Genomic DNA, 26,451 nt, shown 5'->3' on the forward strand with positions numbered 1-26,451 from the left:
GGATTTACGGTTACCTGGCCGTTTTAAGCATTTATGATTTTAATAATACCTGGTATAAATAGCCTTATATACAAATTTTGGCATTGGCCGGTACTTTTGGTTTGCCACTAGAACAAATCAGTTATGGTAGCCAACACTCACTATTTAAGATAAATTTAATTTGGAAAATTATGAAAAATCAAACCACGTATCACTTCATTGACATTAACGGTGTCAATATCTTCTACCGCGAGGCCGGACTGAAAACAGCACCAACATTAGTGCTTTTGCACGGTTATCCAACATCCTCGCACATGTTCCGCAACCTGATGAACAGCTTATCGGACAAATATCACCTAATCGCCCCAGACTATCCTGGTTATGGCCGAAGTGAACAGCCTCCGATTGCAGACTTCGAATACACATTTGATAACTTTGCCGAGATTATTACCACCTTGCTTCAAAAACTGGAGATATCAAAGTACAGCCTTTACCTGATGGATTACGGTGCCCCGGTTGGCTGGAGAATCGCTTCGGCACATCCAGAAAAAATTGACACATTGATTGTTCAGAACGGTTGCGCCTATGAAGAGGGCCTGGAAACTTTCTGGGATCCATTCAAGGCATACTGGAAAGACAGAAATAATAAAGCAGCAGAAAGCACGCTCGAAACCTTTCATCAGCCAGATGGATTAAAATGGCAATATACCCACGGGGTGCCCGATACCTCAGTTGTAAGTCCGGATAATTGGGAGATTGATCTGCGTCATCTTGAAAGACCGGAAAATAATCAGATCCAACTGAACTTATTCTATGACTACGGAACCAATCCACCTAACTATCCCAAATGGCAAAAATACTTTAGAGACCATAACCCCGAAATGCTTATTGTTTACGGAAAAAACGACTACATTTTTCCTGTAAGTGGCGCTGAAGCATACAAGAAGGATGTAAAAAACCTTGAATACCATTTGTATGATGCCGGGCATTTTGCCCTCGAAAGTAAGGGGGATGAAATGGCAGCAGCAATTGAAGATTTTTTAGACCGTAAGGTTAAAAGATAATAATGCTCTAAGGGAAATTAACCTAAGAACTTTATGACCCCGCTGCCATAACATCATCCTAAACGAACATGTGCGGTTTATAAACAAATGCCCCGCGCACACACATTTGCTATCATCCTTAACTATTCACAAAATCAAATCAATATGAAAAAATTAATTCTGTTATCTGTAAGTCTTATAACATCACTATACGGATTCGCACAAAAGCCTAGTCCGCAATTATTAAACCCTACTAACCATACACTGGTTTTAATAGACTATCAAAGTCAGATGGCATTCGCTGTCAAGAATCAGTCCATTGAAGTGCTTCGAAACAATGCGGCCCTAACCGCAGGCGCCTCCAAAATTTTCAATATTCCAACCGTGGTCACAACTGTGGCGGCAAAATCATTCAGCGGTCCTGTATTTCCTGAAATCAGTTCATTTTATCCGATTGCTTCTACCACTGTTATTGATAGAACAACTATGAATTGCTGGGAAGATCTAAATGCGCATAAGGCAATTACAGGCAAAGGCAAAAAAATATTGGTTTTAGGTGGTCTGTGGACGAGTGTTTGCATAGTTGGGCCAGCTTTATCAGCTATCAATGAAGGTTATACCGTTTATGTAATTACAGATGCCAGTGGTGATGTTTCTACCGAAGCACATGATCAGGCCGTTACAAGAATGGTTAAAGCGGGTGTGCAACCGATAACATCGCTTCAGTATCTTTTAGAACTACAGCGTGATTGGGCAAGATCAGAAACTTACAATGCAACTACCGACCTTATTAAACAGTACGGAGGAGCATACGGGATTGGGATCCAATATGCGAAAGAAATGATCAAACATTAAATAATTATAAGTTATCTAGGGACAATGCATGCGTTGTCCCTCTGATCAAGGCAGACCATGAAACGAATTAAAACAACCCTATTTTTGATCATTGTATGTTCTGGGAGTATATTTTCCCAGCAAAAGGTAGACAAAGTCATCCTAAACGGTAAAATTATTACACTGAATGATGAACAACCAACTGTTGAAGCACTTGCTATTGCCGGTAATAGAATTATTGAACTTGGAAGTAACCAAAAAATAAAAAAATACATCGGCAAAGATGTTCAGGTGATAGATGCCAGGGGAAAAACAGTGATCCCAGGAATCTATGATTCTCACCTTCATGTGATTCGCGGTGGACGATTTTACAATGCGGAACTGAGATGGGATGGATTGAACACATTGGCAGAGGCATTATCAATGCTTAAAGAACAGGCATTGCGTACACCCAAAGGACAGTGGGTAAGAGTTGTTGGCGGATGGAGTGAATTCCAGTTCAAAGAAAAACGCCTCCCTACCCTTGATGAAATCAACAACGCTACAGGAGCTACTCCAACCTTCATTCTGCATCTGTATGGACAGGCATTTTTAAATAAGGCTGGTATTCAGGCATTGCATATTACAGGTGATACGCCGAATCCAATTGGGGGGCTAATACAAAAGAATCCAATTGGGGAGCCTACCGGACTTTTGGTTGCTGAGCCCAATGCATTTATATTGTATGCTACGCTATCAAAGCTTCCAGAACTCACTACGGAAGAAAAAATCAATTCCACAAAACGGTTCATATCCGATTTAAATTCGTTGGGCGTAACTAGTGTAATGGATGCGGGAGGGGGATTCCAGAACTTTCCAGACGACTATCAGATTACTGATATGTTATCCAAGAAGGGGGAATTAAATATAAGATTACCATATTATTTATTTGCTCAAAAACCTGGAACAGAATTGGAAGACTACCTGAAATGGATTGGTATGGTTGATCTCTCAGACCATCAAACGGATGATTCATTTGAAGGCGAGAAAACTGAATACCATGTTCAGGGTGCAGGAGAAAACTTAGTAGCGTCGGGTGGGGATTTTGAAAATTTCCTCAAACCGCGACCTGAACTCCCTCCGGCTATGGAGAATCAGCTAAAGGCAGTGATAAGTGAACTGGTGAAAAACCGCTGGCCATTTCGATTGCACGCAACTTATGATGAGAGCATCAGCAGGTTTTTGAATGTTATGGAACAGGTAAACCGTGAAACTCCATTTAATGGACTGACCTGGTTTTTTGACCATGCGGAAACGGTGAGTGATGCAAATCTAGATCGTATAAAGGCTTTAGGCGGTGGCCTGTCAATTCAGGACAGAATGGCTTTCCAAGCCGAGGGATTCGTTTCGAGATATGGCAAAAAGGCTGCGCTTCATACACCCCCGGTCCGCAGAATGCTAGCCAAGGGCATACGTGTTGGAGGAGGTACAGATGGCACTAGGGTCTCAAGTTTCAATCCTTGGATTGGGATCTACCAATTTGTATCCGGAAAGTCATTAGGTGGATTAAAATTCGCTTCCAGTGAAAATCAGGTCGACAGAATATCCGCATTGAAAATATATACCCTGGGAAGCGCTTCATTAATTCATCAGGAAAATGAACGCGGGATGTTAAAGAAAAATTTACTGGCCGATCTGGCAATTCTTAACTCGGATTACCTTGACATTAAGGAGGATGAAATAAAAGATATTTGTTCAATCCTAACCATTATGAACGGTAAGGTTGTTTATGGTGCTCAGGAATATCAAAAACTTGCTCCGAAAATCCCCAGTGCTATACCCAGCTGGAGCCCGATTAACTTCTACGGTGGCTACCAAAGCCGTTAAAAAAACAGATATAAATCGTATCGCTGCATACAAGGCAAAACTTTTAATTAAGGATTTGCCTTTTTTTGCGTTTAGCCCATTCCAAGCGTTCTGAAAACAGTTTATTTGCAAGAATTATATTAGAATTTGAATGAAAGTTGCGTATTAAAGAATTTGGAATTAGCAGTATTTGGGATGACATCCCGTATAAAACGACCTACTCTAAAATATTGATAGCCAAAACTTATGGACAGGTATTTGTTTACCTGGTAATCTGCACTCCATAAATAGGTTGTGCCGATGTAACGTGACAGGGAACTAGAGCCTCCGATATTAAAACTCCCACTAGGATGAAAGATTCCGTCATGAAGTGAATACCGCCAATTATAGACCAGATCAATTTGAAATAAAAGTTTATCACTTGCATGGAGTGTTAGGAATGGATGTATATCTATAAGGTTTGATGGGCCAATTAAAGGATTAAATCCGAAGTAGCCCCCTTTTGGGTACAAAGGGTTAAAACTATTTAATTTTTTATCCAGAACATTTTTGTCGCCCGAGATGTAATCATTCCGCAGGCTTAATGTGGGTTTAAATTTGAATTGCTTAAATACATAGCCCATTTCAATTGCCATAGTCCATGCACTGATTTCATTTTGACCGAACTTTCCGAATTGATATGCTGTCTCGAGATTATATCTAAAACGGTTACTTTCTTTCCAGTAACGAATCGCCAGTGTATGCCGAAGTTCCCGACCCATCCCAGATTCAAATTGAGACTGCTCTCGCATCGCACCCAGATAGTAGATATTAAAGTTACCGGTTTCGGCCCACCTCACGTCCGAATAAACGCCCCAAAGGTTTCCTTGGATTCTTGTTTTGTTGTCAAATATTCCGGGATTGGTTTTATCTGCTGCTAAAAGAAAGGCGTCAATTTTTAAACGAGGTTTAACATAAGACAATTTCAATCCGGTAAAGTACTGTCGACTGTTATTGCCATCTTTAACGGAGACTAAGCGTCCGGAACCATAATCAAGTTCCTGGCGCCCAATCTTCAGCAAGAGTTGTAGCGCCGGAGATGACGAAAAATCGTAATCCAAAAAAAGGTCCTGAACATTGAGCTTATCCTCATCCGTTGTGGAAACTGCATTGCGACTACCGTTTTCAAGGCTGCTGTTTAACTGAACAAAAAACCGATACTTTTTTCCATAATTTACTCCGGCATGTAAGGAATAACGGTTAAGAAAGGAGTGATTGAATCCTTCATCGGCAATCCAGCTCTCATCCACCTTCACCGCCCACTCAGCGCGTATTTCACCGCCAAATGAAAGGCTTAGCGCAGGATTAGATGAAAACTGTGAATACTTCAGCCGGTTATAGAAATTTCGGGTTGAATCCGACAGGTGATGATGATCCTCTTCAAACCTAAGCAGCATGAAACGCTGAGCCTGCATTTTTTTCGGAATGAACACCATGAGCACAGCAATAGCTGATAATCGAATTAAACATTTAATGCCGTTCATTGTGCCGATGATAACTGATTATTTTGCAACCTGATCGAAGTCGCCACTTTAAGTTTTTGCTTAAATCTGGATTCTTCCTATAGCTTTTTCTAAAGCGTTATCCCGGGTTTCTGACAAAGCAAATCCCTCCGCCCTGCACACGGTTACGTTATCCATTCCAATAAAAGCCAACATAAATTTTAAGTAAGGGGTTAAAAAATCGTTTTCTATGTTCGCCCCTGAACTGTATATTCCGCCGGTTGTAATGGCAAGATACACCTTCTTTCCGCTAAGCAGCCCTACAGGGCCCTGCTGCGTGTATTTGAAAGTAATGCCTGCACGGGTTACGTGATCAAACCAAGCCTTAAGCGTTGAAGAAATCCCGAAATTATACATGGGTGCTCCAATAACGACAAAATCTGCATTCATTAACTCCTCAATTGCTAAATTGGAATGTTTTATGGCTTCCCTGTGCTCATCAGTATGCTGCTCTACAGGAGTTAAAAAAGCATTTAGATGAACTTCCTCTAAGTGAGGGAATGGCGATTTGGTCAGATCTTTGGTATGCAGCGCTGCTGATGGATAGTTTAATTGAAGCCTTTCGATAATAGCTTCTGACAGTTTAATACTATTTGACGCTTCCCCTCTGGGGCTGGAAATGATATGCAGGATATTGGGCATAATTGATAATTTTTGTTAAACATTTATTTAATTAATCTACGACTGAAGCCCACTATCCGAACTTTAGCCATGAGCAGATAATGATCTTGTTTTTCTTGATCGTCTGGAGTAAAATTACGACTGCACAGCATTGCATTTATCACATTTAAATGATATGATATATTAATTTATTGATGGTAAGAAATACGGCATCTCAACAAGATTAGGGATATAATCATGGTTCAGTTTCGGATAAATCAGATTTAAAGGAAACAGAACATCCGGATCAGTTTTTAAAAATCCTGGAAGCGGGCCAAAAGATGAACGGACAAACTCCATTATCACAATGCTGATAAGATATATGATTTCCATTATATAAAACATGATTGGTCCCGGATTAATTTTGTTTTGCAAGCTTACCCTCTGAATGATCATATCTGGGATATGAAAACAAGAAGCTGGTAAATTATCCTTAATACCATATAAAATGAAAACACAGCATCAATCCCTTTTTAAAGTATTGTTATTTGTTGCATTAATTCCAGTGATTATTGCATGCGGATCTCCACAATCGAGAAAGGCATCGCAAGCAGGCACCGTTAGCGAAATAAAAACAGGTGGCAGCAAACTCATCTCAGTTGACGGAAAATATAAGGTGTGGACAAAGAAGGTTGGAACAGGTAAAATCAAAGTGTTGCTTCTACACGGAGGGCCGGGATTTTCACATGACTATTTTGAATGTTTTGAAGACTTCCTCCCAAAAGAGAATATTGAATTTTATTATTATGATCAATTGGGCAGCGGACTTTCTGATGTCCCAACAGATACAACGCTCTGGAACACCCCACGTTTTGTTGAGGAAGTTGAGCAGGTTAGAAAAGGTTTGGGTCTGGAAAATTTTTACATTTTGGGGCATTCCTGGGGGAGTTTATTGGCTATGGAATATCTATACAAATACCAGAAACATGTAAAGGGTGCGGTCCTTTCAAATATGACCGGAAGCATTGCAGACTTTGTTGACTATAGTGCTGTGCTAAAGTCGAAGCTCTTTACAAAAAAGGAAAAACAATTGTTTGACTCGTTGGACAATGCTAAAGCTTATTCCTCCCCGCGCTATGCGTCTTTATTAAATGAAAAACTTTATACCAAAGTAATTTGCCGAATGCCTCTTGAACAGTGGCCGGAACCTTTAATGAGAGCCTTCAAAAAGCCCAACCAAACGATATACTTGCAAATGCAGGGTATAGATGAGTTTCATGTAACTGGCAACTTGCTAAACTGGAGCTTTTGGAATAAAATGCCCCAGATCAAGGTGCCGACACTGGTACTGGGCGGCGTATATGACGAGATGAACCCGGAAAGCATGAAAAAGGAAGCACAATTGATTCCAAACAGCAGGTTCTACCTATGTCCGGCGGGTAGTCATATGTCTATGTATGACGATCAAAGCAATTACTTTAATGCCCTTATTGGTTTTTTAAAAGATGTAGACACGCAACATTTTGCAGCGGACAAAAAATAGCAGTATTTCCTCTACCGGTATTCTTTGTAAAGCAGTATAATTTTTAGCCAATATTAAATTTTAGCCATGAATATTAAAATGAAAAAACTAGCCTGTCTTGCCGGAGTGGTGCTCGCATACTTCACGATATTCTTTTCTGGCCAAATTAATTTTGCCCATTGCACCGAGAGGGCCTTCGTTAGGCTACAAATTTCGGTTGAAGACAGAAGCAGATTGGCCGGAACCGAATTTAGGATGAAAAATACAAATCAGTCAATCAAATCAGATTTTGAACTACTTTATAAAATCCCGGAATATACAATCCTTAATCTGAGCAAAAAGTAATTCCTAATATCCACCTTTCCACTGCGGGAGATTGTCAGAAAAAATATTCGTTGATTAAAATATATAAATGATGAACTTGAAGAACAAACAACCTTTTTCAGCGACTTACATTGGAGGTCCTACCGTGATTTTTGAAATAGGAGGCTTGCGATTAATGACAGACCCGACATTAGACGAGGCCGGTAGTTTTTTCAAACTTAATGAGAATATGACTGAAACCAAGCTCAAAGGACCAGCGAAGATTCCCGAAGAATTAGTAGATATAGTTTTACTCAGCCATGATCATCACTTTGATAATCTCGATAATGCAGGTCGATCCTTTTTAACTCGGGCTGGCGTAGTTCTGACAACAAAGTCGGGTGCAAAACGACTTGGAGCCAACAGCATTGGCTTAGCGCCCGGAGAATGTCGGGAATTCCAAATTCCTGCTGGTGGAAGTCTGGTTATTACAGCCACAGCTGCCAGGCATGGGCCGGCAGGTATAGAACCAATAACCGGCGAAGTTATTGGTTTTCACTTAAGCATCGAAAATGAAATCAGGCAGAGTCTGTACATAACAGGGGATACAGTTTACTACAACGAGATCGAAAAACTGGCTGAACAGATAAATCCCTCATATGTTTTTATTTTTGCAGGCGCAGCACGCCCCCGCGGTCCTTTCAATCTGACAATGAGCACCAACGATGCACTGGACACTGCTGCCGCATTCAAAAACGCCATAATTGTGCCCGTCCACGCTGAAGGCTGGTCACATTATACCGAGAACAATGATAACCTGCGGGAGGCTTTCAATATTCTGGGTATCGGACACCGGCTAATTTTGCTCGAACCCGGAATACCAACCAAACTATTCAATTAAAAGCATTTTAAATAAGTTAATAAAGATGGAAACAAAACCGCCTATACCCCCATTTGATCTGGAAACAGCATTACAAAAAGTTCAACTTGCAGAAGATGCCTGGAACACTCAGGATCCTTTGAGAATATCTTTAGCCTATTCAGTAGATAGTGAATGGCGTAATAGAGATACTTTCATCAACGGGAGAGCGGAAATCGTAAAATTTTTAACAAAGAAATGGTCAAAGGAATTAAACTACCGCCTTAAAAAAGAGCTATGGGCATTCAATGAAAACCGAATTGCGGTCAGATTTGAGTACGAATATCAAAACGTTCAATCACAATGGTTTAGGGCTTATGGCAATGAAAACTGGGAGTTCGATACGAACGGACTGATGACCAAGAGATATGCGAGTATAAACGACCTTCCCATTCATGAATCTGAAAGACGCTTATAGTGAGCCTGTATCATCAACTGAGATTACATCAAGAAACACCCTTAAAGGAAAATTTAATTTCGGCATTTGTAACAAACAAAAACAATTTCAAAGAGAAAAAATGAAAAAATTCAGCATGCTGATGACTACGGTTTTGATCGCGGCATCCAGCCTAACAATAGCCCGTGCGCAGACTGTAAAGGGTTCCAAAAAAACGTCAGTGCGTTCGCTTGCATCGCAAAAGCATTCACAAAGTTCAAATATTATGGAATATCGAAAAATAAAGGTGGAAGATACCGAAATATTTTATAGAGAGGCGGGTGAAAAGGCAAAACCAATAATCCTACTCCTACACGGATTTCCGTCATCCTCCCACATGTACAGGAATCTAATCACAAAACTGGCGCCAGACTACCACATAATTGCGCCCGATTATCCTGGTTTCGGGATGAGCAGCAGTCCATCTCCCGAAACATTTAATTATACATTTGACCATCTTTCGGAGATTGTTGAAAAATTTATCGATAACCTTAAGTTAACGTCCATTACCTTTTACCTGCAGGATTATGGTGGTCCGATTGGATTTCGGATTGCGAGCCGCAGGCCCGAATTGGTTAAGGCATTAATCATCCAGAACGCCAATATGTATATGGAAGGGATTGGGCCTGACGTTCAGAAAATCGGTGCTTTAAGTGCGGCGAAGGACACTGAAGGTCTTGAAGCAGCGGCCAATTACATGATGTCTTTGGAAGGAATAAAGGAACAATACCTATATGGCGCATCCCAACCCGAACGAATCAGTCCTGACAGTTATAATATGGATCATTTCTTTTTTGAGCGGCCGGGCATAAAAGACATCCAAAAGGTGCTTTTCAGAGACTATGAAAATAATTTCCCAAAGTATCCAGAATGGCAAAATTACCTTCGCAAGCATCAGCCGCCAACACTTTTGGTCTGGGGAAAGAATGATAAAATATTCCCGGGTGCCGGAGCGACTGCCTATAAGAAAGACTTACCAAAGGCAGAAGTTCACCTCTTTAACGGCGGACACTTTCTGTTGGAGGAAAGCGGTGAAGAAGTAGCCGCTCTGATACAGAGCTTTCTGAAAAAATTAAAATAAAAGAATTAGGCCGGGCACATGAAAATGTCCGGCCTTTTCATTATTAAATCTCTTTTAATCTTTTGATTTCCTGTTCAAGCCGCTCTATGTATGCTTTTTGCGGTTTTAAAAGTTCCTCGATCTCTTCAAGGGTATATTTTGGAACGATATGTTGTGGGCAGTTCCAATCGTAAGCGGATATTTTGAATGTCAACATCCATTCCGGTTTATGTTTATAGGCCTCAGGTTTCAATAGCTCATAAAGCCTTGGGTTTTTATCGATTTCAACAACCTCAGCTCTCGCATATATTTTTAGCCGTGCTTTCAGCGGGTAGGAAAGAAGAATAAGTGAAACATTTGGATTCCTGGAAATATTAGCTGCAGTAATGTACTGCCTGTTCCCTGTAAAATCAACTATCCCGATTGTACCTTTATCGATAACCTTAATAAAACCTTTGGGGCCTCCTCTATGCTGGATGTATGGATATTGATTTTCCCCAAATGAGGCAATATAAAAGCTATCTATATCACTTATAAAGTCAATTTCAGAATCGGTAAGTCCATCTACAAAGCTTCTTTTTTCCATGCGGTCATAACTCAGCCGGCTACCGAGCTTCTCCTGTAGATTTTTAACTGCATCCGTAAATGCGAGCTGTGCGTAGTTCATAGTTTAAATTTAAGCTTTATTTTTTTTATAAGGCACCAATCTGTCTAATCATTTGATTCGTAAATCCCCACTCATTATCATACCAGGACATCACTTTTACCAAATCACCATCTACTACCCTAGTCATGGCTAAATCCACTATTGAGGCTAAGGGACTTTTTATTATATCGGTGGAAACCAGCGGTTCATCTGTTGTACCAACCACTTCTTTATACCTTGACGATAAGGATTCCTCTATCAAAATCTCATTGATCTCTTCGGCACTGGTGGGCCTTTCAGAAATAAATGTGACATCAGAAATAGATCCGACAGAAACCGGGACCCTAACTGCAACACCATCAAATTTACCGGCATATTGTGGAAGTGCTTTTGTAGTTGCTATCGCTGCCCCTGTTGCAGCGGGCGCCAGATTAATTCCCGCAGTCCTGCCCATTCTGGGTTCTTTTTTCGAGGGAGCATCCATCAATGTCTGTGATGCTGTATAGGCATGAGTGGTGTTTAAAACCGCTTTTTTAATCCCGATTCTGCGGCCTAAAATTTCGATAATCGGACTTATATTATTTGTGGTACAGCTTGCACAGGAGAAGATATTAACCTTGCCTTCATCGGTATTCACCCCGTGAACAATTGTAGGGGTATCTTTTGTCGGCCCTGATATGACAACGAATTTTGCTCCGGAAGCCAGATGCTTTTCTGCATCGGCCCGGTTTGTGAATAGCCCCGTACTTTCGATCACCACCTCGGCCTGAAATTCACTCCAGGGCAAATCCGAGATTTCACGCACTGAACTGTAATGAAAAGATTTATCACCGATATAAACCATATTTTCACTATGCGTAACCTCACGCTCATAACGACCGTAAATGCTATCATACTTCAAAAGATATACTGCATTTTCAATACTCATCAGATCATTTACTGCAACCAGTTCTAAATGATCACTTTCCATGATTAATTTTAAAGATGCCCTTCCAATGCGGCCTAAACCGTTTATTCCTATTTTTTTCATATTATTTTGATTATCTATAATACCATATGATTTTGACTTTATGATGTAAACCTATTGAATTTATCTTGACGGAAAGCGAATTCAGCAATCAGAAAACTGATAGCAAATACTATTGAAGTGATAAATGGCAACAAGCAATAATTTTCGAAGCATCACAGCTTAAGCCAAAAAAATCAGCAAATCGCTGCCGGAAAGCTTGCAACGATTTTACCTCAACAAAGTGGGGATTACAGCAAATGACAATCGTTTCCATACAATACCGAAAATCTATAAGGCTAGACATATTCGGTTCAGATTTTTATCTTTTACTTTATCAGTATAACCGAAGCGCTGCGTGGACACCGTATGTAAAAAAAGAAATTAAGTTTTAACGTCTATTATCACATTATAATCGGGTTTTAAGGGAAAGTGTGGGATAAAAACCTTCTTTTGAATATCCAACAGTCAGATTAATTAGCGCAGAAGATGCAGGAGCGAAATAGAGCCCGGCTCCAATACCATGGTGTAAACGGTTACTATGCTCACCGCGTTCCCAAACCCTACCAAAATCATACATCGTATTCAATCCAAACTCCCCGGGAAGGATGTAGCTTAAAAACTCCCCTAATTTTATCCGAACTTCTGCATTATTAAACGCACTGTAATCACCTGTGAACCGGAATTTTCTATAGCCGGTTAAATTATCAGTTCCCCCTAAATATGGCAACTGAAAAAATTCTGGCCTTCCTGCACTTAGCCCTACCCCCACGCGGTTGCTGAAAACAACAGTTCCTGTTTTATTCAGTTTAATAAACAGTGTAAATTCGGAATTCAATACCCCGACACGACTGGCGCTTGGTCCGAAACCAGTCAGTAATTCAAGGTTTGATTTGAAAATTGTTCCAGACTGCGGAAGGACTTTCTTATCTCTGTTATCCATAAACAATTGGAGTATTGTGCCAATCTGAAAATTATTCAGACTAATTGGCCTGTTGGAATTGTTTTCCGCCAGATAGCCATTAATGAATTTTTCTTTATTTTTTGAATCTGAATAATGAAAATACTGAAACAATGGTCCGAATGAAAAATTATTATCCGCCCAGCGCTTCCTGATCAAAGCCTTTAAGGTAAAGAGATCAAAACGTGCCCGGTAGAAACTAACTGGCGAAGATTTCCGATCGAATTCACTTTCATTCCCAGCGCCAAAATAATTGCGGGTATTATTTGGGACATTTACTTTTAGATCGATAAGCAGATCATTGTTTTCTATAGAATTCAGCCACTCACCCAAATAATGCAAGCTAAATGCTGAAGTATTCCATGCATATAAAGCAGAAAATGAATGCGTACTTGCAAAAGGCTCTTTCCTAAAGCCCGGTACAGTAAATCTGTGCGATACACCAATCATAGCACCATCATCCACATTAAATCCGAAGTTAGCAAGAGTTAACTTTCGAGAATAAAGATTAGTAGCAAAATAAGTAAAATTAGACGTATCGGTAGACAATCTCGTTTTCAGTCGGTGATTCACATCGGCAATATCATCCTGCGGCTTTCCATAATAAATTAATGGTTTACCCTTCCATTGAACCTTTACATGTTTTATATCAGAACCTCCAATCAAACGAACCTTAATCTTTGAATCACCCGATTCCATCAAAAGACTGTCCTCTCCTTCCCGAAGAAATATGCGCAACTCTTTAGTGATCGATGGATCAAATTCCCGCTGAAGGATTTGCGCTGAAGCGCTCTCCCCCATTCCGGGTTTGGAAACAATAAGTTGCAGATATCCATTGCCTTTTTCCATCAGGCTTACCCGTTCATCCTGATCGCTGAGAGGTACATCCACAATTCTGTTAAAGAAACGGTAATATTGATCCATCAGATCAGGGAGTGCATTTCGGCGCATCTTCATTTGTTCGAGCAGTTGTGCCCTAACATCTGGATCCGTCGAGTCAGGAAGTTTAAGTAGTGCCTGAGCAAGCAGGGAATCGGTCATGACAGCACAGAATTCTGTAATGGTATTATTCCACTGCAACTGACTGATGCCGGAAAACAGCTGTGAGTTTAGATTTCTTCCCTCCCATAAGAACCAGTTAATATTCTGAATATTTCTCTCGTAACCCTGCATCATGGGCAATAGCCAGCTAGACTGTGCCAGCCGTTGTATGCTACCATCCGAACGGTAAAAAACCTGATCCCGGTCACGTGGTACTGGGGTGTATTCAGTGCCATCTGCTCTGGCGTCTACTGCCCAACGCCATTGATCTTCGTGCCTATCCCAGTCACCTAAAAGTACATCTAAAGCCTTTGCTTTTAAGTAGGTTTGCCAGTCTACCCGATTTCGATAACTGCTTGCTATCTTCTTTAGCATTTTTTCGGTGTTATCCGATTTGCCCATAGGCTCCCGTTCTTCTAAAAGACAAAGCGTATTTGCAAAATCCTTTGCATAAATCCCCAGCCCAGCCTCTTGTGCAACAACTCCGATGATGGGATTACTATGGGGAATCCCGGCAGCTTGCGCCAAGACAGGAACAACAAGGGCTCCGAAAGGGTGTTGCGCAGACATGTTATCCTCTAAAATTCCCAACAGAAATGTTTCCCTAAGTGGAACTGGAAGCAAAACTGCAGGAAATTTCAGTACCGACCTCAGCGTCCATTCCTGGCCACTAGCATCCCGTAGCCTTAGCGTCTTCGACTGATTGCCCCCTCCGGCTTGAATTGCGGTAAGTCCTTCCGATATCCGTGAAAGCCTGATTAAAGGAACTTTAACAGGACGGGCATAATCTTTTCGATAGTTTTCACCAAAAACCTTTCGGTGCAATCTGCCTACACGATCATATTTTGCCGAGGGTATTATGGTTACCGAATCCACTTTTTGATTCTGGCCTTTTGCTGCCGGAATGGCCAGCACGAAAGCAAGAATAAAAAAATATATTGTCTAATCATGGCGATTAATTTTAGCATGCTGTAAGTGTCTAAACTGAAGCATGAAGGTCAGGTTACAGCTGAATAAATAGAAATAATGATTTTCATAAATGCTATTATTTTGTTGATAGATCGATATTGATTCAAGACTCCAACCCACCATTTATTATAATTCTGATAAATACTATAACGGTTGTTTTGATGGCTTTCGCCAGCCTATGCCGTAATTTGAATACCCAAAGAAGATAACATGCTTATGAAAATTTTTAGCCTGCTGATGCTGTTTATCCTCTATAGTATTTCTGTAATGGCTCAAAATAGCAGCCTTGAAGAACTTCCTGTGTCAGAGCTAAAAAAAAGGCTTTCCCAGCAGAATCCGGATACTATAGAAATAAAACTAAAAATTGCGCTGGGAAGAGTGTTGTTGATTAAACCAGGCGGTGGAAGTCTTGAAATAGACACTGCGATGAGGTATTCAACAGAAGCAGAGCAATTAAGCCGTAGGATCGGATATTCTAAAGGCATTATCAACGCAATTTTGCTGAGGGCACTCAGCTTAAATAAAAAAAATGAGGTTGACGCGGGACTTAAAACTGCAAGAGAGGCCCTGGCATATTCCACCAAAATCGGCGAGGAAACAGGGATTGCCGAATCGTATATCGTAATTGGCCAGCATTACTCTATATCTAAACCGGAACAACTGGTCAAGAGAATGGAATACTACCGAAAAGCAAGTGATATTTTTAGAAAAACGCACAATTTTTACCGGCTTGCCTCTTCTTTACAAGGCGATGCGGAAATGTTGTTGTTAAACAGGCAACATATGGAAGCGATAAAAATACTGTTCGAGGCCATCAATGTTAATAAGTCGATCGGGAACAAGTCCATTCAGGGAATATATTGGCTTATTGGTCGAACACTGAATGAACTTGGAGATTTTCCCAGTGCACTTAAGTATTCGCTTCTCGCAATTAAATCCGCAAAAGCAGTCAATGATACAACCTTAACTGTTGCCAGCATAAATTTCACGACATCGAGCGTATATACTTATATGAAGGATTATAAGAATGCGCTTCCTTATGCGTTAAAGGCCTTAAAAATCGCGGAGCATTATAACGATTCGGATTATATATTTACAATCTCCATCTCCACAGCTTTTAATTACACCAGAGTGAATAAATTAGATGATGCCCTGAAACTGTTGAGAAATATTTGGCAATATGCAAAGAATGATGCGGATTCCCTTTATATCATGACCTACTTCTTGGGCAACCTTAATCATGCAAAAAAGTATAAAGAGGCTGCATTTTATGCAGGCGAGGTCACGCGTCTGCTCAAAAAGATTCCGCCAGATAATTTTAACAATAGGATTACGGCATATAATTTTTTAGCCGCTCACTACATTGATACCAGGCAGATAAAACTTGCCTACCAATATGCAGACGCATATGCAGCAGTCGTCAGATCCTTCAATTTCCCTATAGGCATTAGGTCGGTAGAAAACATGTATTATAAACTGGATTCACTGCAGGGCAACTATAAATCTGCCATTAAGCACCACCTATTGTCCGAAGAAATAAAGGACTCAATAGAAAATGTTACCAAAGCTTATCAGGTATCGCTTTTGCAAATTGAAAACGATACGGAGAAAAAGAATAACGATATTGACACCCTCACCAAAGCGGGGCATGCTAAGGATGATGCATTGAAGCGTACACAATTGATGCAAAAAGTTATTATGACCATGTCAGTTTTACTGGCCATTATTACTGCACTGATATTTAGCCGATATCGGCTTAAACAAAGAACCAACCGGAAACTTGAAGAAAGTCAGCGAGAATTAGACCAGAAAAATACTTATCTGGAAAGTATGAATACCGAACAAGAAAAGCTTTTGAAAGAAAAGGAATGGTTAATTAAAGAAGTTCACCACCGGGTTAAGAATAACCTCCAAATGGTTACAAGCTTATTGAGCTCACAAACAACATATCTTGATAATGATGCTGCAATTTTAGCTGTAAACGATAGTTTGCGTAGAATGCAGGCTATGTCGATGATTCATCAAAAGTTGTATCAGGATGATAACGTATCAACTATATTTATGCCCGAATATATAGATGAACTTATTCATTATCTTCGCGACAGCTTTGATGATAACCACAGGATTATTTTTAACCAGAAGATCGAAAACTTAAACCTGGATGTCACCCAGGCAATTCCTTTAGGTCTTATTATTACTGAGAGTATAGTCAATTCAATCAAATATGCATTCCTAAATAGCAAAGCTGGAATAGTTGATATCTCTTTAGGGCAAGAAGGCCCCGATCATCTGTTACTCTTCATTGCTGACAACGGAACCGGATTACCTAAAGGCATGGAAAAATCACCCTTGAATTCCCTCGGTCTAGACTTAATGCAGGGACTTGCCCGGCAACTTAGGGGAACGTTTCAGATCGAAAACAACAATGGCGTTCAAATAAAAATCAAATTCATTCATCCGGAAAATACAATTTAGCTAACTTTATACCATATGGCCAAGAAAGTGCTCATCGTTGAAGATGAATATGTAGTTGCAAATAACCTTCGTTTAATATTATCAAAAGCAGGTTACAGCATAATCGGCATTGCGATATCAGTAGAGGATGCCCTGGAGCAGATGCATAAGCAGAAGCCTGATATTGTTTTACTCGATATCATGCTGAATGGCGAACGCTCAGGAATTGATTTAGCTAAAATACTAACTGCCCAGCATATTGCTTTTGTTTATCTCTCCGCTAATTCTAACCAGACGATCTTGGAAGAAGCCAAAAAAACCGACCCATATGGTTTTTTGGTAAAACCCTTTCGGGAAAAAGACTTAATCGTTACGCTGGATATTGCATGGTACCGACAAAAAAATAATGTCGAGGCCCGGCTTTTACAAGAAGTATCCTTACAAAAGCAACTATTGGACATTAGTAACCGAAAATCTGAGGCAAAGCAAAAATTATTGGAAATTTCTCAGGCAATAAGAATATTTATCCCCTTTGACTTGATTGTTACTCGTGCCGATTCAGATAGTGGATATGTCAATTGTGGATACTTAAGGACAGGTTTCAGCGAATACGAGTTCATCGTTGAAACGGAATTGGTAGCTTCTGTAAACCCAAAACAATCCTTGTCTAGAAAAACTTTCAGCACCGATAATGGACCAGCATTTTTTTCACACCCCAACCAGGAAAGCGAGATCAACCGAAATTCCAAAATCCCGGGCGAAAGAGTCTGGATGAATTACTTTAAAATGGAGTCTGAGCGAATTTTCCGATTGAAGATTGGTACGGGGACTGAATTCTCATATATTTTCTATAGTCGGCAAAGGGATTTGTATACACAGAAGCATACAGAGGTTTTAAGACTTTTCACAAAATGCCTGAGTAATGTTACTGAGAAAATGCTTTATCCTTCAATCTCTTCCCTCAACAGAAGCCTAGGTGAGCCTTTATACAATAAATCAAAACTTTTGGAGCGTCGCGAGTTCAATGGTATAATCGGCAGCCATTCCCTGCTACTCGCTGCTTTGGATCTCACCATTCAGGTTGCGCCGTACAATACATCCGTTCTGATACTCGGGGAAAGTGGTACCGGTAAAGAGAAAATTGCACGCGCCGTTCATCAATTATCATCCCGGAGAGATAAGCCTTTCATTCAGGTAAATTGTGGGGCGATACCTTCCACACTTATTGAATCAGAACTGTTTGGGCATGTATTGGGCGCTTTTACAGGTGCAACTGAAAAAAGAAAAGGGAAGTTTGAACTTGCAAGTGGTGGAACTATTTTTTTAGACGAGATTGGAGAACTTCCGCTGGATATGCAGGTAAAACTACTAAGGGTATTGCAGGAAAAAGAGGTAAATGCTGTTGGCGGCAATTCACCCTTTAAAGTTGACGTTCGCGTAGTCGCCGCTACCAACAGAAATCTGGAGAAAGCGGTAGCGGAAGGGAAATTTAGGCTAGACTTATATTATCGGTTAAACATATTTCCCATAACAATTGCTCCATTGAGAGAGCGAAAAAGCGATATTCCAGCACTAGTTAACTTCTTTGTCAATAAATTCTGTAAGGAGTTCAATAAGCCGATCCCCGATATCGAAGGTGCAATGATGGACCAGTTGTATGGATACCAATGGCCAGGAAATATAAGAGAGCTGGAAAACATAATAGAACGTTCCGTCATCATAAATGAGGACTCGAGTAAGTTGAACTTAAAGCAGCCCCTTACTGAAATTTTGGTTGGCAATTCCCCTATTAGTGCAATCGAGACATTAGATGATGTTAAGCAAATACAGATGGAGACAGAGCGTGCCCATTTGATATCGGTACTTACGATTTCCAAAGGCCGAATCAGGGGCCAGAATGGCGCTGCAGAACTGCTTAAAATCAAGCCTACCACATTGGAATCAAAACTGTTAAAATTGAATATTCGAAGACAGGATTATTTCCCGTCTCAGGAACCTTAACATTTAATTCTTACTAGATGACAGAAATCCTGTAGAAAAACTTATATTAACTCGACTTGTGACGGCAAGCCAAACCAACCGGGTTTAGTATGTTCCAACCAAAACATAATTCCCTCCTTCTAGGTTTAAAAACAGATCCCGCTTGTTAATTTTCAAGTAGTGCGATTGAAAAGCTATTTGAAGGCGAATGTACCCTCGTAAAAATAAACCCGCGTAATTTAAGCTTCAGCCATTCCAAAAGCAGTTGGCTTAATTTACATAGACAATTAATAATCAGCGTTTAAGGCAGTGCTTCGATGCTTTCCTCAGTCGTGTTTATAATTTCGCAATTAGTTTTTGATAATATGTGCTGCATACTATATTTTGGCGACGGTCACGTGGCCTATAGCTCCAATGTTTCTTGCTCACTAGCCAACTCGTTATCTAAAGCACTAAATTCAAGCTGCGTAGGAGCCTTTAAAGGAAATTTCAGGAAAATAGTCAGGCCTTTTTCATTTTTAATTCGAAATAAGCCGCCAAGCTGAGCTGTCAACCCTTCCAAAAGATTGATTCCAAGTGTATTTTCGTTTGGCAAGCTAAAATTAATTGGCAGTCCTATGCCATCGTCACTGATTTCCACCTCAACGAACATACCTACTTTTTTAACGCAAATAGTTATTGTGCCTTTTTTGTGATTTGGAAATGCATATTTCATAGCATTAGTAACGGTTTCATTTAGGATTATACCTATCGGTATTGCTTGTGAAACATCAATCATGAAATCTTCAACCTCACACAATATCTCGATATTATCAAAATCATTATCAAGGAAGTCGTACAGAGAATCCACCAATTCATTAATGTAAAGAAATAGACTGATTTGCGTAATATTATCCGATTTATATAACTGGTCATGGATAAGCGCGATCGATCGAACCCTACTTTGACTATCCAAAATAGCCTGCTGTGCGCTTTCGCTAGACAAATAAACAGATTTGGAGGCCAGCAGGTTCATTACAATTTGTAAATTATTCTTAACTCGATGATTTACTTCCTTTAAAAGCAGATCCTTCTCTCCAAGAAGTTGATTTTTATATGACACCAGATGCTTAAGAGCAGCATTTTGCTTGTCAATCTCCAATTTCTGCGAAACAAGCAAGGCATTACTTTTCTGCTTTAACCGATATCTACTGAATATCAATGCAGTAAAAATTAACAGCACGATTATTCCACCAATGGTTACCCGATTAATGAGTTCATTCCGTTTCATTTTAATATCCTTAATCAGCGCGTCTTTGGTAAGCAGCTCAATATGCCTGTTTCTCTCCATTGCTGCATTTTCTATATGCAAAAGGGATATTTGGTAGGCTTTTGAAACATTATCAATAGAATCTTTTATTGCCTTTTCCTTCTGAAAATGGGCCAAAGCTGACTTTTTATCTCCTTTAAGCGAGACCAGTTGATAATACCGATATTCAGCAGTTTGAATACCTTTGGCATAATTTACTTTATGTGCCAACTGCGCGTGCAATTCTGTATGTTTAAAAGCCTGGTTTACCTTCCCTGTTTCGGAATAATAGTAAGCGAGAGCATTATGAACGTTCATTATTTGTTGTATGTTTTCCGGATAGATTTTTGGCAACAAGCTTTCCAGTTCGTTTACATATTCTTTAGCCTGCTGAAACTTTTTAGCATAACCCAAGGTATTTATGTACTCTATTTTGAGAGCTATATTTTTTAAAAAACCACCAGGACGGCTCTTCATTTCATCGAGTACAGCTAATGCTTTGGAGATTTGGTTCGTATGAGTATATGCTGAGGCCAGCTGGTAAGCTCCAGCCCGGACAAATCCTTCGTCATTATACTTTTTTGCTGTGCTTATTACCTCTTTGGAATAAGGTATGGATCGGAAATAGTCCTGCTTCTTGATATAACTGGACGCAATTGTTAAATTGATAACGCATACCTGTGTCGTGGTGTCATTAACCTTTCTGGCGGTTTCACGGGCTAATAAGGTATATTTTAAAGCGTTTTCATAATCTCCTAATCTAAAGGAGTTCCTACCGATATTCCAATAGATGCCCTCTACGGTCCTCAAGCTCACTCCTTTTCCCAGATTCAACGCCTCAAAAAGGAATCTTAATGCCTCTGTAGTACGGTCGGCCTGGAAAAGCATATCCGCGTTGACCGTTAACATATCCGCAAGGGAATGGAAATTCTTATTTTTTCTAAATATTGCGATAGCTTTGTCGTTATACCATATCCTTGTTCGAAGTTCTGCCGGTGAATTTGTGCTAAAGTACTTAGATATCATATGGTAAGACCTGGCCTCTCCATCGCTGTTTTTATTCTGGCGAGAAAATAAAAGAGCATTTTCTGCAAGTCTTAATCCTGCTTTAACATCCCCTCTTTCATACAAAGTCTCTACCCTTAATAAGAGTGAATTGATAATTCCGAAGTGATAATTAAGCCGGCGGCTGAGCACTTCAGCTTCATTAGAAAACCTAATAGCAGAATCAACATCCTTTTGTCCCTTAGTTGCCTTCAGCAACATCAAATGTCCGCATGCGAGCTGTAATTTTACTTTTGTTGTATCCTCTTTGCTGGCAGCAAGTTTTTTCCTCAATTCAGGCATAGGTAATTCATCCAACCTACTTGTCTGCGCATGCGCTAATATCGCCGGTAAAAACAGGATAATGTATAAAATCGCACGCTTCATGTAGTTTAGCTCAAGGTTTACTAAAAATAATGATAAAGATATTAATTACCGCTCAGAATATTAAATATGCAGTTTGAAGCGATCAGAATGAAGAAAAAAAACCAAAGATGTTCCAGGGAGATATTCCAAAAGTTCAGATCTTTCTGTTATTTGGAAACAATAAACGTATAAATTTTGTCGAACTGGCCTATAATTTTAATTATTTTACTATCTTTAAACCAAGAATTTGCATTCAAAAATAGAGGTGGGTTTTTGTTGTCCTAAAAACATTAAATACACATAACATACTTATTCACAGTGGATTAAACTGAATAGTTCGACTCCCTTCGGCTCCACAGACAATAACTCACATATCAATTTATGTGGGTTATTTGTGTTTTAAGGCCATTCTAAATGCATTTGAACAGAAACTATCCATCGCCAATAGTTTATCTTTTTGTACGCCATCTCGCACACCAATCATAAAACTAACTGAACACCATTAATATTTCAGTAAAGCTCGCTTTATATACCGCAAAAACCTACATTAATAAAACACATCCTATTGTATTGGAATATTCGATCAATCACTGGCCAAAATTTGTTTGTTTTCAACTTCGGTTATCCTCCTATAAAATTGCCAATCTACATTTGCAAACCTGAGTTTTGCAATAGCTTCCGACTTCTCCGCTGACGACAGCGCTGACCCATATATTTTCCTGATATCGCGGGCAGTAGATTTAATTGCCCTCAGCGTAGAAAAAAATTTTCTATCATTAAAAACTATATCATGATTATTCCTTTGGCCGGATCGAAATTCATTATTAGATGCTTCGCTATATGCCCATTGGAGCCTGTCGAGTATCCCTAAACGATCGTTGATCTGTTTAAGGGATTCTGCTGATAAATCAATACCTTTTATACCGGTTATGGTATTGTTATCCATTACAAATATTAAGCCTTCTATGTCAACCTCACATTTGTCTGATTGCCTGAAAAGATATTGCGAACATGGCAATTGCTGTAAGTTGTATTGCTCTCTTTTTATTAGCTTTTTGTTAAAGGTAAAACGTGATTCCTCCAGAAGATCTGCAGATAAGGTGTGAGCTGTTTGAGCTTTGGCATTTGTTATAAGAGTTAACAAAATAATCAAGTTGAGAGCGTTTTTCATTCCGCAAAATTAGGCGTAATATTCTCTTAATAATTAGATCGCACCAACGGAGTACATGACAAATGTCAACGATATGCTTTTCTGATCTCTGGCGCTAGATTATAGGTGCAAAATTTCAGCAAAATAATCATTATTGTGTAATACAAATCATACACCCAAAGCTTTTCCACCAAATAAAAATCACAGAATCTTGTGTTTTAATATACTTTCTCAGCTAAATATATGGGGGGCGAGAATATTAGATTTAAGGGAGTGCAAATCCATATCAATCAACTACTGCATTAGCCAGCTTAATCCGTACAGGCCCCTTGATCTTTTGGATGTCTACCGCCTTACCTTGTTGGGTGATGCAGATTTTTCCATTGGCGTGAAGGTTCCTGGCCACATCCATAACGATATCCATTTTTTTCCGCCATTCCTGCGGGAACAGCATTCGGGCAATTTCTGAGGGACAGGTGCTTTTATCCTTCCCCCGCTCCAGGGCAACGGACAGTATGCGCTGCGCTATATTTTCTTCCGTTATCATTTGATGCTATAAACATTCTCCCGCTGTTTTGGTTTGACAATGAATGATTATCATAGGCAGTTCTTTCCTTCAGCTTTTTCCCTATTTTCCTGAATTGAAAAGCTGAGCAATATGCTATTTAAGCCCTTTAGTTTAACATAATCTGCTGTTTTCTGAATCGACAAGCCAGATCTATGATGAATAATGTAGGGAACAGTAATCTTATTGAACATGCCTTAGAGATCATCACTGTACAACTAAATTAAAATCTAATAAACCGAACAGCTCAACTGGAAGCAATATCAGAAATCCTCCCATTCAATGATGACAACAAAACGAGTGTTTCTGCATTCAAAAATCACCCTGTACTGACAAATTGCAATTGGCGCAGAACGAATAAAAATTAAATTTGCTTTATGAAAGCAATCCTCCTACATAAATTCGGCCGGCCAGAAGCGTTACAGTTGGGTGAAATAGAAAAACCTGTAATTAATGATGATCAGGTGCTGATTAAGGTAATTGCTGCAGGTATAAATCCTGTTGACGCGAAAATCAGATCAGGATTACACAGATCAAGCAAAAATTTACAGCTGCCTGCTATTTTAGGAAAAGATGTTAGCGGTATAATCGAACAGGTGGGCCGTAACATACAGGATTTTAAAACTGGTGACGAAATTTTTGGATCCGTGAATGGCAGCTATGCAGAATATGTATCAGCTGGAGCTGAGGCTATAGTAAAAAAGCCTGCAAATATTTCATTTTATGAGGCAGCCGCTATTCCGGTAGCAGGATTAACAGCCTATCAGGCCATTCATGATCATTTACAGATTAAAGAGGGACAAAAAATATTAATACAATCTGCCGCCGGTGGTGTTGGTCATCTGGCTGTACAATTCGCGAAATTGGCTGGTGCATTTGTTTACGGAACGGCATCGGCTAAAAATGCAGCTTTCCTGGCCGAACTGGGTGTTGATGAAGTGATTAATTATAAAGAACAAAAATTTGAAGAAATTGCTACAGGGCTGGATGCAGTATTGGATACAATGGGTGGAGAAATACTTTATCGCGCCATCAACATTGTTAAACCCGGGGGTAAAATTGTATGTTTACCTTCATCAACCAAAGATGACCCAATTGCCCTAAAACTGGCTGAAGAGAGAAACATAGAATTAATTTGGCCAATGATGCAGCCGAACAAAGCACAGTTGCAGTTGTTTGCCACTTTGCTTGGGGAAGAAAACTTAAAAGTTAAAGTAGAGAAAGTTTTTTCATTAAATGATATTGTTAGTGCTCATGAAACTATAGAATCTGGCAGTGTTAGCGGGAAAATTGTTGTTGAAATATCTTAGGCGTATTTCATCTTAATGTATCACCGATATTTAAACCATAAGTTTGCTTCCATTAATACACTGTAAGATCAAAATTTCCTATTTCATCATACATTTGTTAATAAGACATGATCTTTAAACAAAGATTCGTCTCCCTGATCCGATAACTATCGGATTTATTCCAGGGTCTATCTACCAGGAAAGATGCTGAAATAAATTCAGCACGACGAATCGATTTTAACTAATCTCTTTTAAAGCAAAATTTAACAAACAATTATCGAACTCAGGTTAATAAAGTGATTTGTTCATCTTGTTTCGTATAAAAGTATCTTTAGTTAGAATTAATAGTAATCCTAAAACTAAAGTCCATTTTTTTTATTTTTCAGAGCATAATAAGACTTTATCTCCACCCCAATGCCGGGGCAACATGCTCTAAAATAGCCGATAGCACATGGATATTATAATCTACTCCTAAAGTATTTGGTATGGTTAACAGTAGCGTATCTGCTTCCTGTATGGCCTCATCATTGGCCAGCTCTTTAACAAGCTGATCGGGCTCGGCGGCATAACTCCTGCCAAACACTGCTCTTTTATCGGCCTCGATGTAACCAAAACTATCATCTCCTTTGCCCTGCTGTCCGAAATAATACCGGTCCTGATCGTTCACGATTGCAAAAATAGAACGGCTTACCGAAACCCTTGGTTCGCGCTCATGCCCTGCTTTTTTCCAGGCATCTTTATACAGCCTGATCTGTTCGGCCTGCTGGATATGGAAAGGCTTGCCACTTTCGTCGAACTTTAGTGTAGAGCTCTGCAGGTTCATGCCATTTTCTGCCGCCCATATTGCGGTGGCGTTAGATGCGGCTCCCCACCAGATACGGTCACGCAACCCATCGGCGTATGGTTCGAGGCGCAACAGGCCCGGCGGATTAGGGAACATTGGGTAAGGATTGGGCTCGGCAAATCCGGTGCCTTTTAGTTTATCCAGAAATTCCATGGCTTTCCTGCGACCCATATCGGCATCGGTTTCTCCCTCTTCAGGCTGATAACCAAAATGTCGCCAGCCTTCTATTACCTGTTCGGGCGAACCCCTGCTTATGCCTAGTTGTAAACGGTGTCCGGCGATGAGATCGGCAGCACTGGCATCTTCTACCATATATAGCGGGTTTTCATAGCGCATATCAATTACACCGGTACCGATCTCAATGGTATTGGTTTTTGCCCCGATTGCGGCAAGCAGCGGAAATGGCGATGCCAGCTGACGTGCAAAATGATGAACCCTGAAATACGCACCATCTACACCCAGTTCTTCTGCTGCTACAGACAAATCGATAGATTGCAATAAAGTATCCCCTCCGTTACGGGTTAGATATGAGGGATGGTCAGACCAATGCCCGAATGATAAAAATCCTATTTTCTTCATCAATTGCTTATTTAAGAATCAAATTTAAGGATATGGCCTGATATCTATCTGATAAGCGCATCGTAAAAAAGCGATATTACGGTCATATTCCGCTTAACTTTTTTCTATTTATCAACATAATATCCCATTCTGTCGGGTAAGTCATAGCAGCGTATTTCTTCAATATTAAACCGGCATAAAGTGTATA

20 protein-coding genes are annotated in these 26,451 nt (G+C 39.9%); 11 read left to right on the forward strand and 9 right to left on the reverse strand.

From position 1 onward, the window contains the following. Window positions 1-170 precede the first annotated feature (170 nt). The 3 genes from DRW42_RS00860 (at window position 171) to DRW42_RS00870 (ending at window position 3,722) form a co-directional block, all read left to right on the forward strand. Entirely contained in the window at window positions 171-1,043 is an 873-nt protein-coding gene (locus DRW42_RS00860; protein ID WP_113947175.1) for an alpha/beta fold hydrolase, read from the forward strand. A 144-nt stretch (window positions 1,044-1,187) separates the two neighbouring features. Further along, complete coding sequence (locus DRW42_RS00865; protein ID WP_113946938.1) at window positions 1,188-1,877, forward strand: hydrolase; 690 nt, start codon at window positions 1,188-1,190, stop codon at window positions 1,875-1,877. 57 nt (window positions 1,878-1,934) lie between these two features. Next, window positions 1,935-3,722, forward strand: coding sequence for an amidohydrolase (locus tag DRW42_RS00870; RefSeq protein WP_113946939.1), 1,788 nt, complete (start codon window positions 1,935-1,937; stop codon window positions 3,720-3,722). Between the two features lie 119 nt (window positions 3,723-3,841). Here the strand turns inward: DRW42_RS00870 and DRW42_RS00875 are convergent, their stop codons facing one another. Both DRW42_RS00875 and DRW42_RS00880 read right to left on the reverse strand, forming a co-directional pair. Next, window positions 3,842-5,224, reverse strand: a complete 1,383-nt coding sequence (locus DRW42_RS00875; protein WP_113946940.1) for an alginate export family protein — start codon at window positions 5,222-5,224, stop codon at window positions 3,842-3,844. A gap of 60 nt (window positions 5,225-5,284) precedes the next feature. Beyond that, window positions 5,285-5,884, reverse strand: a complete 600-nt coding sequence (locus tag DRW42_RS00880) for an FMN-dependent NADH-azoreductase (RefSeq protein WP_113946941.1) — start codon at window positions 5,882-5,884, stop codon at window positions 5,285-5,287. 466 nt (window positions 5,885-6,350) lie between these two features. Here DRW42_RS00880 and DRW42_RS00890 point away from each other — a divergent pair, with 466 nt between their 5' ends. The 5 genes from DRW42_RS00890 (at window position 6,351) to DRW42_RS00910 (ending at window position 10,103) form a co-directional block, all read left to right on the forward strand. After that, on the forward strand, window positions 6,351-7,385 hold the full coding sequence (locus DRW42_RS00890) for a proline iminopeptidase-family hydrolase (protein WP_113946943.1): 1,035 nt from the start codon (window positions 6,351-6,353) through the stop codon (window positions 7,383-7,385). Between the two features lie 78 nt (window positions 7,386-7,463). Then, window positions 7,464-7,709: a hypothetical protein gene (locus DRW42_RS00895; RefSeq protein ID WP_147243639.1), complete on the forward strand. Its 246-nt coding sequence runs from the start codon at window positions 7,464-7,466 to the stop codon at window positions 7,707-7,709. A 76-nt stretch (window positions 7,710-7,785) separates the two neighbouring features. After that, window positions 7,786-8,568: an MBL fold metallo-hydrolase gene (locus tag DRW42_RS00900; RefSeq protein ID WP_208643465.1), complete on the forward strand. Its 783-nt coding sequence runs from the start codon at window positions 7,786-7,788 to the stop codon at window positions 8,566-8,568. A 25-nt stretch (window positions 8,569-8,593) separates the two neighbouring features. After that, window positions 8,594-9,004, forward strand: coding sequence for a nuclear transport factor 2 family protein (locus DRW42_RS00905; protein WP_113946945.1), 411 nt, complete (start codon window positions 8,594-8,596; stop codon window positions 9,002-9,004). Further along, window positions 8,982-10,103 carry an alpha/beta fold hydrolase gene (locus tag DRW42_RS00910; RefSeq protein WP_208643466.1) on the forward strand — a complete coding sequence of 374 codons (1,122 nt, stop codon included), beginning with the start codon at window positions 8,982-8,984 and terminating at the stop codon, window positions 10,101-10,103. Before DRW42_RS00905 ends, DRW42_RS00910 begins: the two co-directional genes overlap by 23 nt. A 43-nt stretch (window positions 10,104-10,146) precedes the next feature. Here the strand turns inward: DRW42_RS00910 and DRW42_RS00915 are convergent, their stop codons facing one another. From DRW42_RS00915 to DRW42_RS00925, 3 genes are all read right to left on the reverse strand, one after another. After that, window positions 10,147-10,749 (reverse strand): pyridoxamine 5'-phosphate oxidase family protein, encoded by a 603-nt coding sequence (locus DRW42_RS00915; protein ID WP_113946946.1) that lies wholly within the window; start codon window positions 10,747-10,749, stop codon window positions 10,147-10,149. 25 nt (window positions 10,750-10,774) lie between these two features. Beyond that, window positions 10,775-11,758 (reverse strand): type I glyceraldehyde-3-phosphate dehydrogenase, encoded by a 984-nt coding sequence (locus tag DRW42_RS00920; RefSeq protein WP_113946947.1) that lies wholly within the window; start codon window positions 11,756-11,758, stop codon window positions 10,775-10,777. A gap of 385 nt (window positions 11,759-12,143) precedes the next feature. After that, window positions 12,144-14,651, reverse strand: coding sequence for a BamA/TamA family outer membrane protein (locus DRW42_RS00925; protein WP_113946948.1), 2,508 nt, complete (start codon window positions 14,649-14,651; stop codon window positions 12,144-12,146). A gap of 270 nt (window positions 14,652-14,921) precedes the next feature. Here DRW42_RS00925 and DRW42_RS00930 point away from each other — a divergent pair, with 270 nt between their 5' ends. Both DRW42_RS00930 and DRW42_RS00935 read left to right on the forward strand, forming a co-directional pair. Next, window positions 14,922-17,180 carry a histidine kinase dimerization/phosphoacceptor domain -containing protein gene (locus tag DRW42_RS00930; RefSeq protein ID WP_158544249.1) on the forward strand — a complete coding sequence of 753 codons (2,259 nt, stop codon included), beginning with the start codon at window positions 14,922-14,924 and terminating at the stop codon, window positions 17,178-17,180. A 15-nt stretch (window positions 17,181-17,195) separates the two neighbouring features. Then, window positions 17,196-19,160: a sigma 54-interacting transcriptional regulator gene (locus DRW42_RS00935; protein ID WP_113946950.1), complete on the forward strand. Its 1,965-nt coding sequence runs from the start codon at window positions 17,196-17,198 to the stop codon at window positions 19,158-19,160. A gap of 382 nt (window positions 19,161-19,542) precedes the next feature. Here DRW42_RS00935 and DRW42_RS00940 read toward each other — a convergent pair whose 3' ends face one another. From DRW42_RS00940 to DRW42_RS00950, 3 genes are all read right to left on the reverse strand, one after another. Further along, window positions 19,543-21,858, reverse strand: coding sequence for a sensor histidine kinase (locus DRW42_RS00940; protein WP_113946951.1), 2,316 nt, complete (start codon window positions 21,856-21,858; stop codon window positions 19,543-19,545). 562 nt (window positions 21,859-22,420) lie between these two features. Further along, the gene (locus DRW42_RS00945) at window positions 22,421-22,990 is read right to left on the reverse strand and encodes a hypothetical protein (protein WP_147243640.1); all 570 of its coding nucleotides are present in this window, start codon (window positions 22,988-22,990) and stop codon (window positions 22,421-22,423) included. Window positions 22,991-23,273: 283 nt separating this feature from the next. Then, entirely contained in the window at window positions 23,274-23,534 is a 261-nt protein-coding gene (locus DRW42_RS00950) for a DUF3253 domain-containing protein (protein ID WP_113946953.1), read from the reverse strand. 395 nt (window positions 23,535-23,929) lie between these two features. Here DRW42_RS00950 and DRW42_RS00955 point away from each other — a divergent pair, with 395 nt between their 5' ends. After that, window positions 23,930-24,862, forward strand: a complete 933-nt coding sequence (locus DRW42_RS00955; RefSeq protein ID WP_113946954.1) for an NADP-dependent oxidoreductase — start codon at window positions 23,930-23,932, stop codon at window positions 24,860-24,862. Between the two features lie 379 nt (window positions 24,863-25,241). Here the strand turns inward: DRW42_RS00955 and DRW42_RS00960 are convergent, their stop codons facing one another. Beyond that, window positions 25,242-26,264, reverse strand: a complete 1,023-nt coding sequence (locus DRW42_RS00960) for an LLM class flavin-dependent oxidoreductase (RefSeq protein ID WP_113946955.1) — start codon at window positions 26,262-26,264, stop codon at window positions 25,242-25,244. Window positions 26,265-26,451: the final 187 nt, after the last annotated feature.

Origin of the sequence: Pedobacter miscanthi, from assembly GCF_003315595.1 — a bacterium.
Classification (GTDB): Bacteria; Bacteroidota; Bacteroidia; order Sphingobacteriales; family Sphingobacteriaceae; genus Pedobacter; species Pedobacter miscanthi.

What these genes read in the sequence shown, in the direction of transcription:
- DRW42_RS00860 (WP_113947175.1), top strand. Translation starts at nt 171, where the DNA reads ATGAAAAATCAAACCACGTATCACTTCATTGACATTAACGGTGTCAAT.
- DRW42_RS00865 (WP_113946938.1), top strand. Translation starts at nt 1,188, where the DNA reads ATGAAAAAATTAATTCTGTTATCTGTAAGTCTTATAACATCACTATAC.
- DRW42_RS00870 (WP_113946939.1), top strand. Translation starts at nt 1,935, where the DNA reads ATGAAACGAATTAAAACAACCCTATTTTTGATCATTGTATGTTCTGGG.
- DRW42_RS00875 (WP_113946940.1), bottom strand. Translation starts at nt 5,224, where the DNA reads ATGAACGGCATTAAATGTTTAATTCGATTATCAGCTATTGCTGTGCTC.
- DRW42_RS00880 (WP_113946941.1), bottom strand. Translation starts at nt 5,884, where the DNA reads ATGCCCAATATCCTGCATATCATTTCCAGCCCCAGAGGGGAAGCGTCA.
- DRW42_RS00890 (WP_113946943.1), top strand. Translation starts at nt 6,351, where the DNA reads ATGAAAACACAGCATCAATCCCTTTTTAAAGTATTGTTATTTGTTGCA.
- DRW42_RS00895 (WP_147243639.1), top strand. Translation starts at nt 7,464, where the DNA reads ATGAAAAAACTAGCCTGTCTTGCCGGAGTGGTGCTCGCATACTTCACG.
- DRW42_RS00905 (WP_113946945.1), top strand. Translation starts at nt 8,594, where the DNA reads ATGGAAACAAAACCGCCTATACCCCCATTTGATCTGGAAACAGCATTA.
- DRW42_RS00910 (WP_208643466.1), top strand. Translation starts at nt 8,982, where the DNA reads ATGAATCTGAAAGACGCTTATAGTGAGCCTGTATCATCAACTGAGATT.
- DRW42_RS00915 (WP_113946946.1), bottom strand. Translation starts at nt 10,749, where the DNA reads ATGAACTACGCACAGCTCGCATTTACGGATGCAGTTAAAAATCTACAG.
- DRW42_RS00920 (WP_113946947.1), bottom strand. Translation starts at nt 11,758, where the DNA reads ATGAAAAAAATAGGAATAAACGGTTTAGGCCGCATTGGAAGGGCATCT.
- DRW42_RS00930 (WP_158544249.1), top strand. Translation starts at nt 14,922, where the DNA reads ATGAAAATTTTTAGCCTGCTGATGCTGTTTATCCTCTATAGTATTTCT.
- DRW42_RS00935 (WP_113946950.1), top strand. Translation starts at nt 17,196, where the DNA reads ATGGCCAAGAAAGTGCTCATCGTTGAAGATGAATATGTAGTTGCAAAT.
- DRW42_RS00940 (WP_113946951.1), bottom strand. Translation starts at nt 21,858, where the DNA reads ATGAAGCGTGCGATTTTATACATTATCCTGTTTTTACCGGCGATATTA.
- DRW42_RS00950 (WP_113946953.1), bottom strand. Translation starts at nt 23,534, where the DNA reads ATGATAACGGAAGAAAATATAGCGCAGCGCATACTGTCCGTTGCCCTG.
- DRW42_RS00955 (WP_113946954.1), top strand. Translation starts at nt 23,930, where the DNA reads ATGAAAGCAATCCTCCTACATAAATTCGGCCGGCCAGAAGCGTTACAG.
- DRW42_RS00960 (WP_113946955.1), bottom strand. Translation starts at nt 26,264, where the DNA reads ATGAAGAAAATAGGATTTTTATCATTCGGGCATTGGTCTGACCATCCC.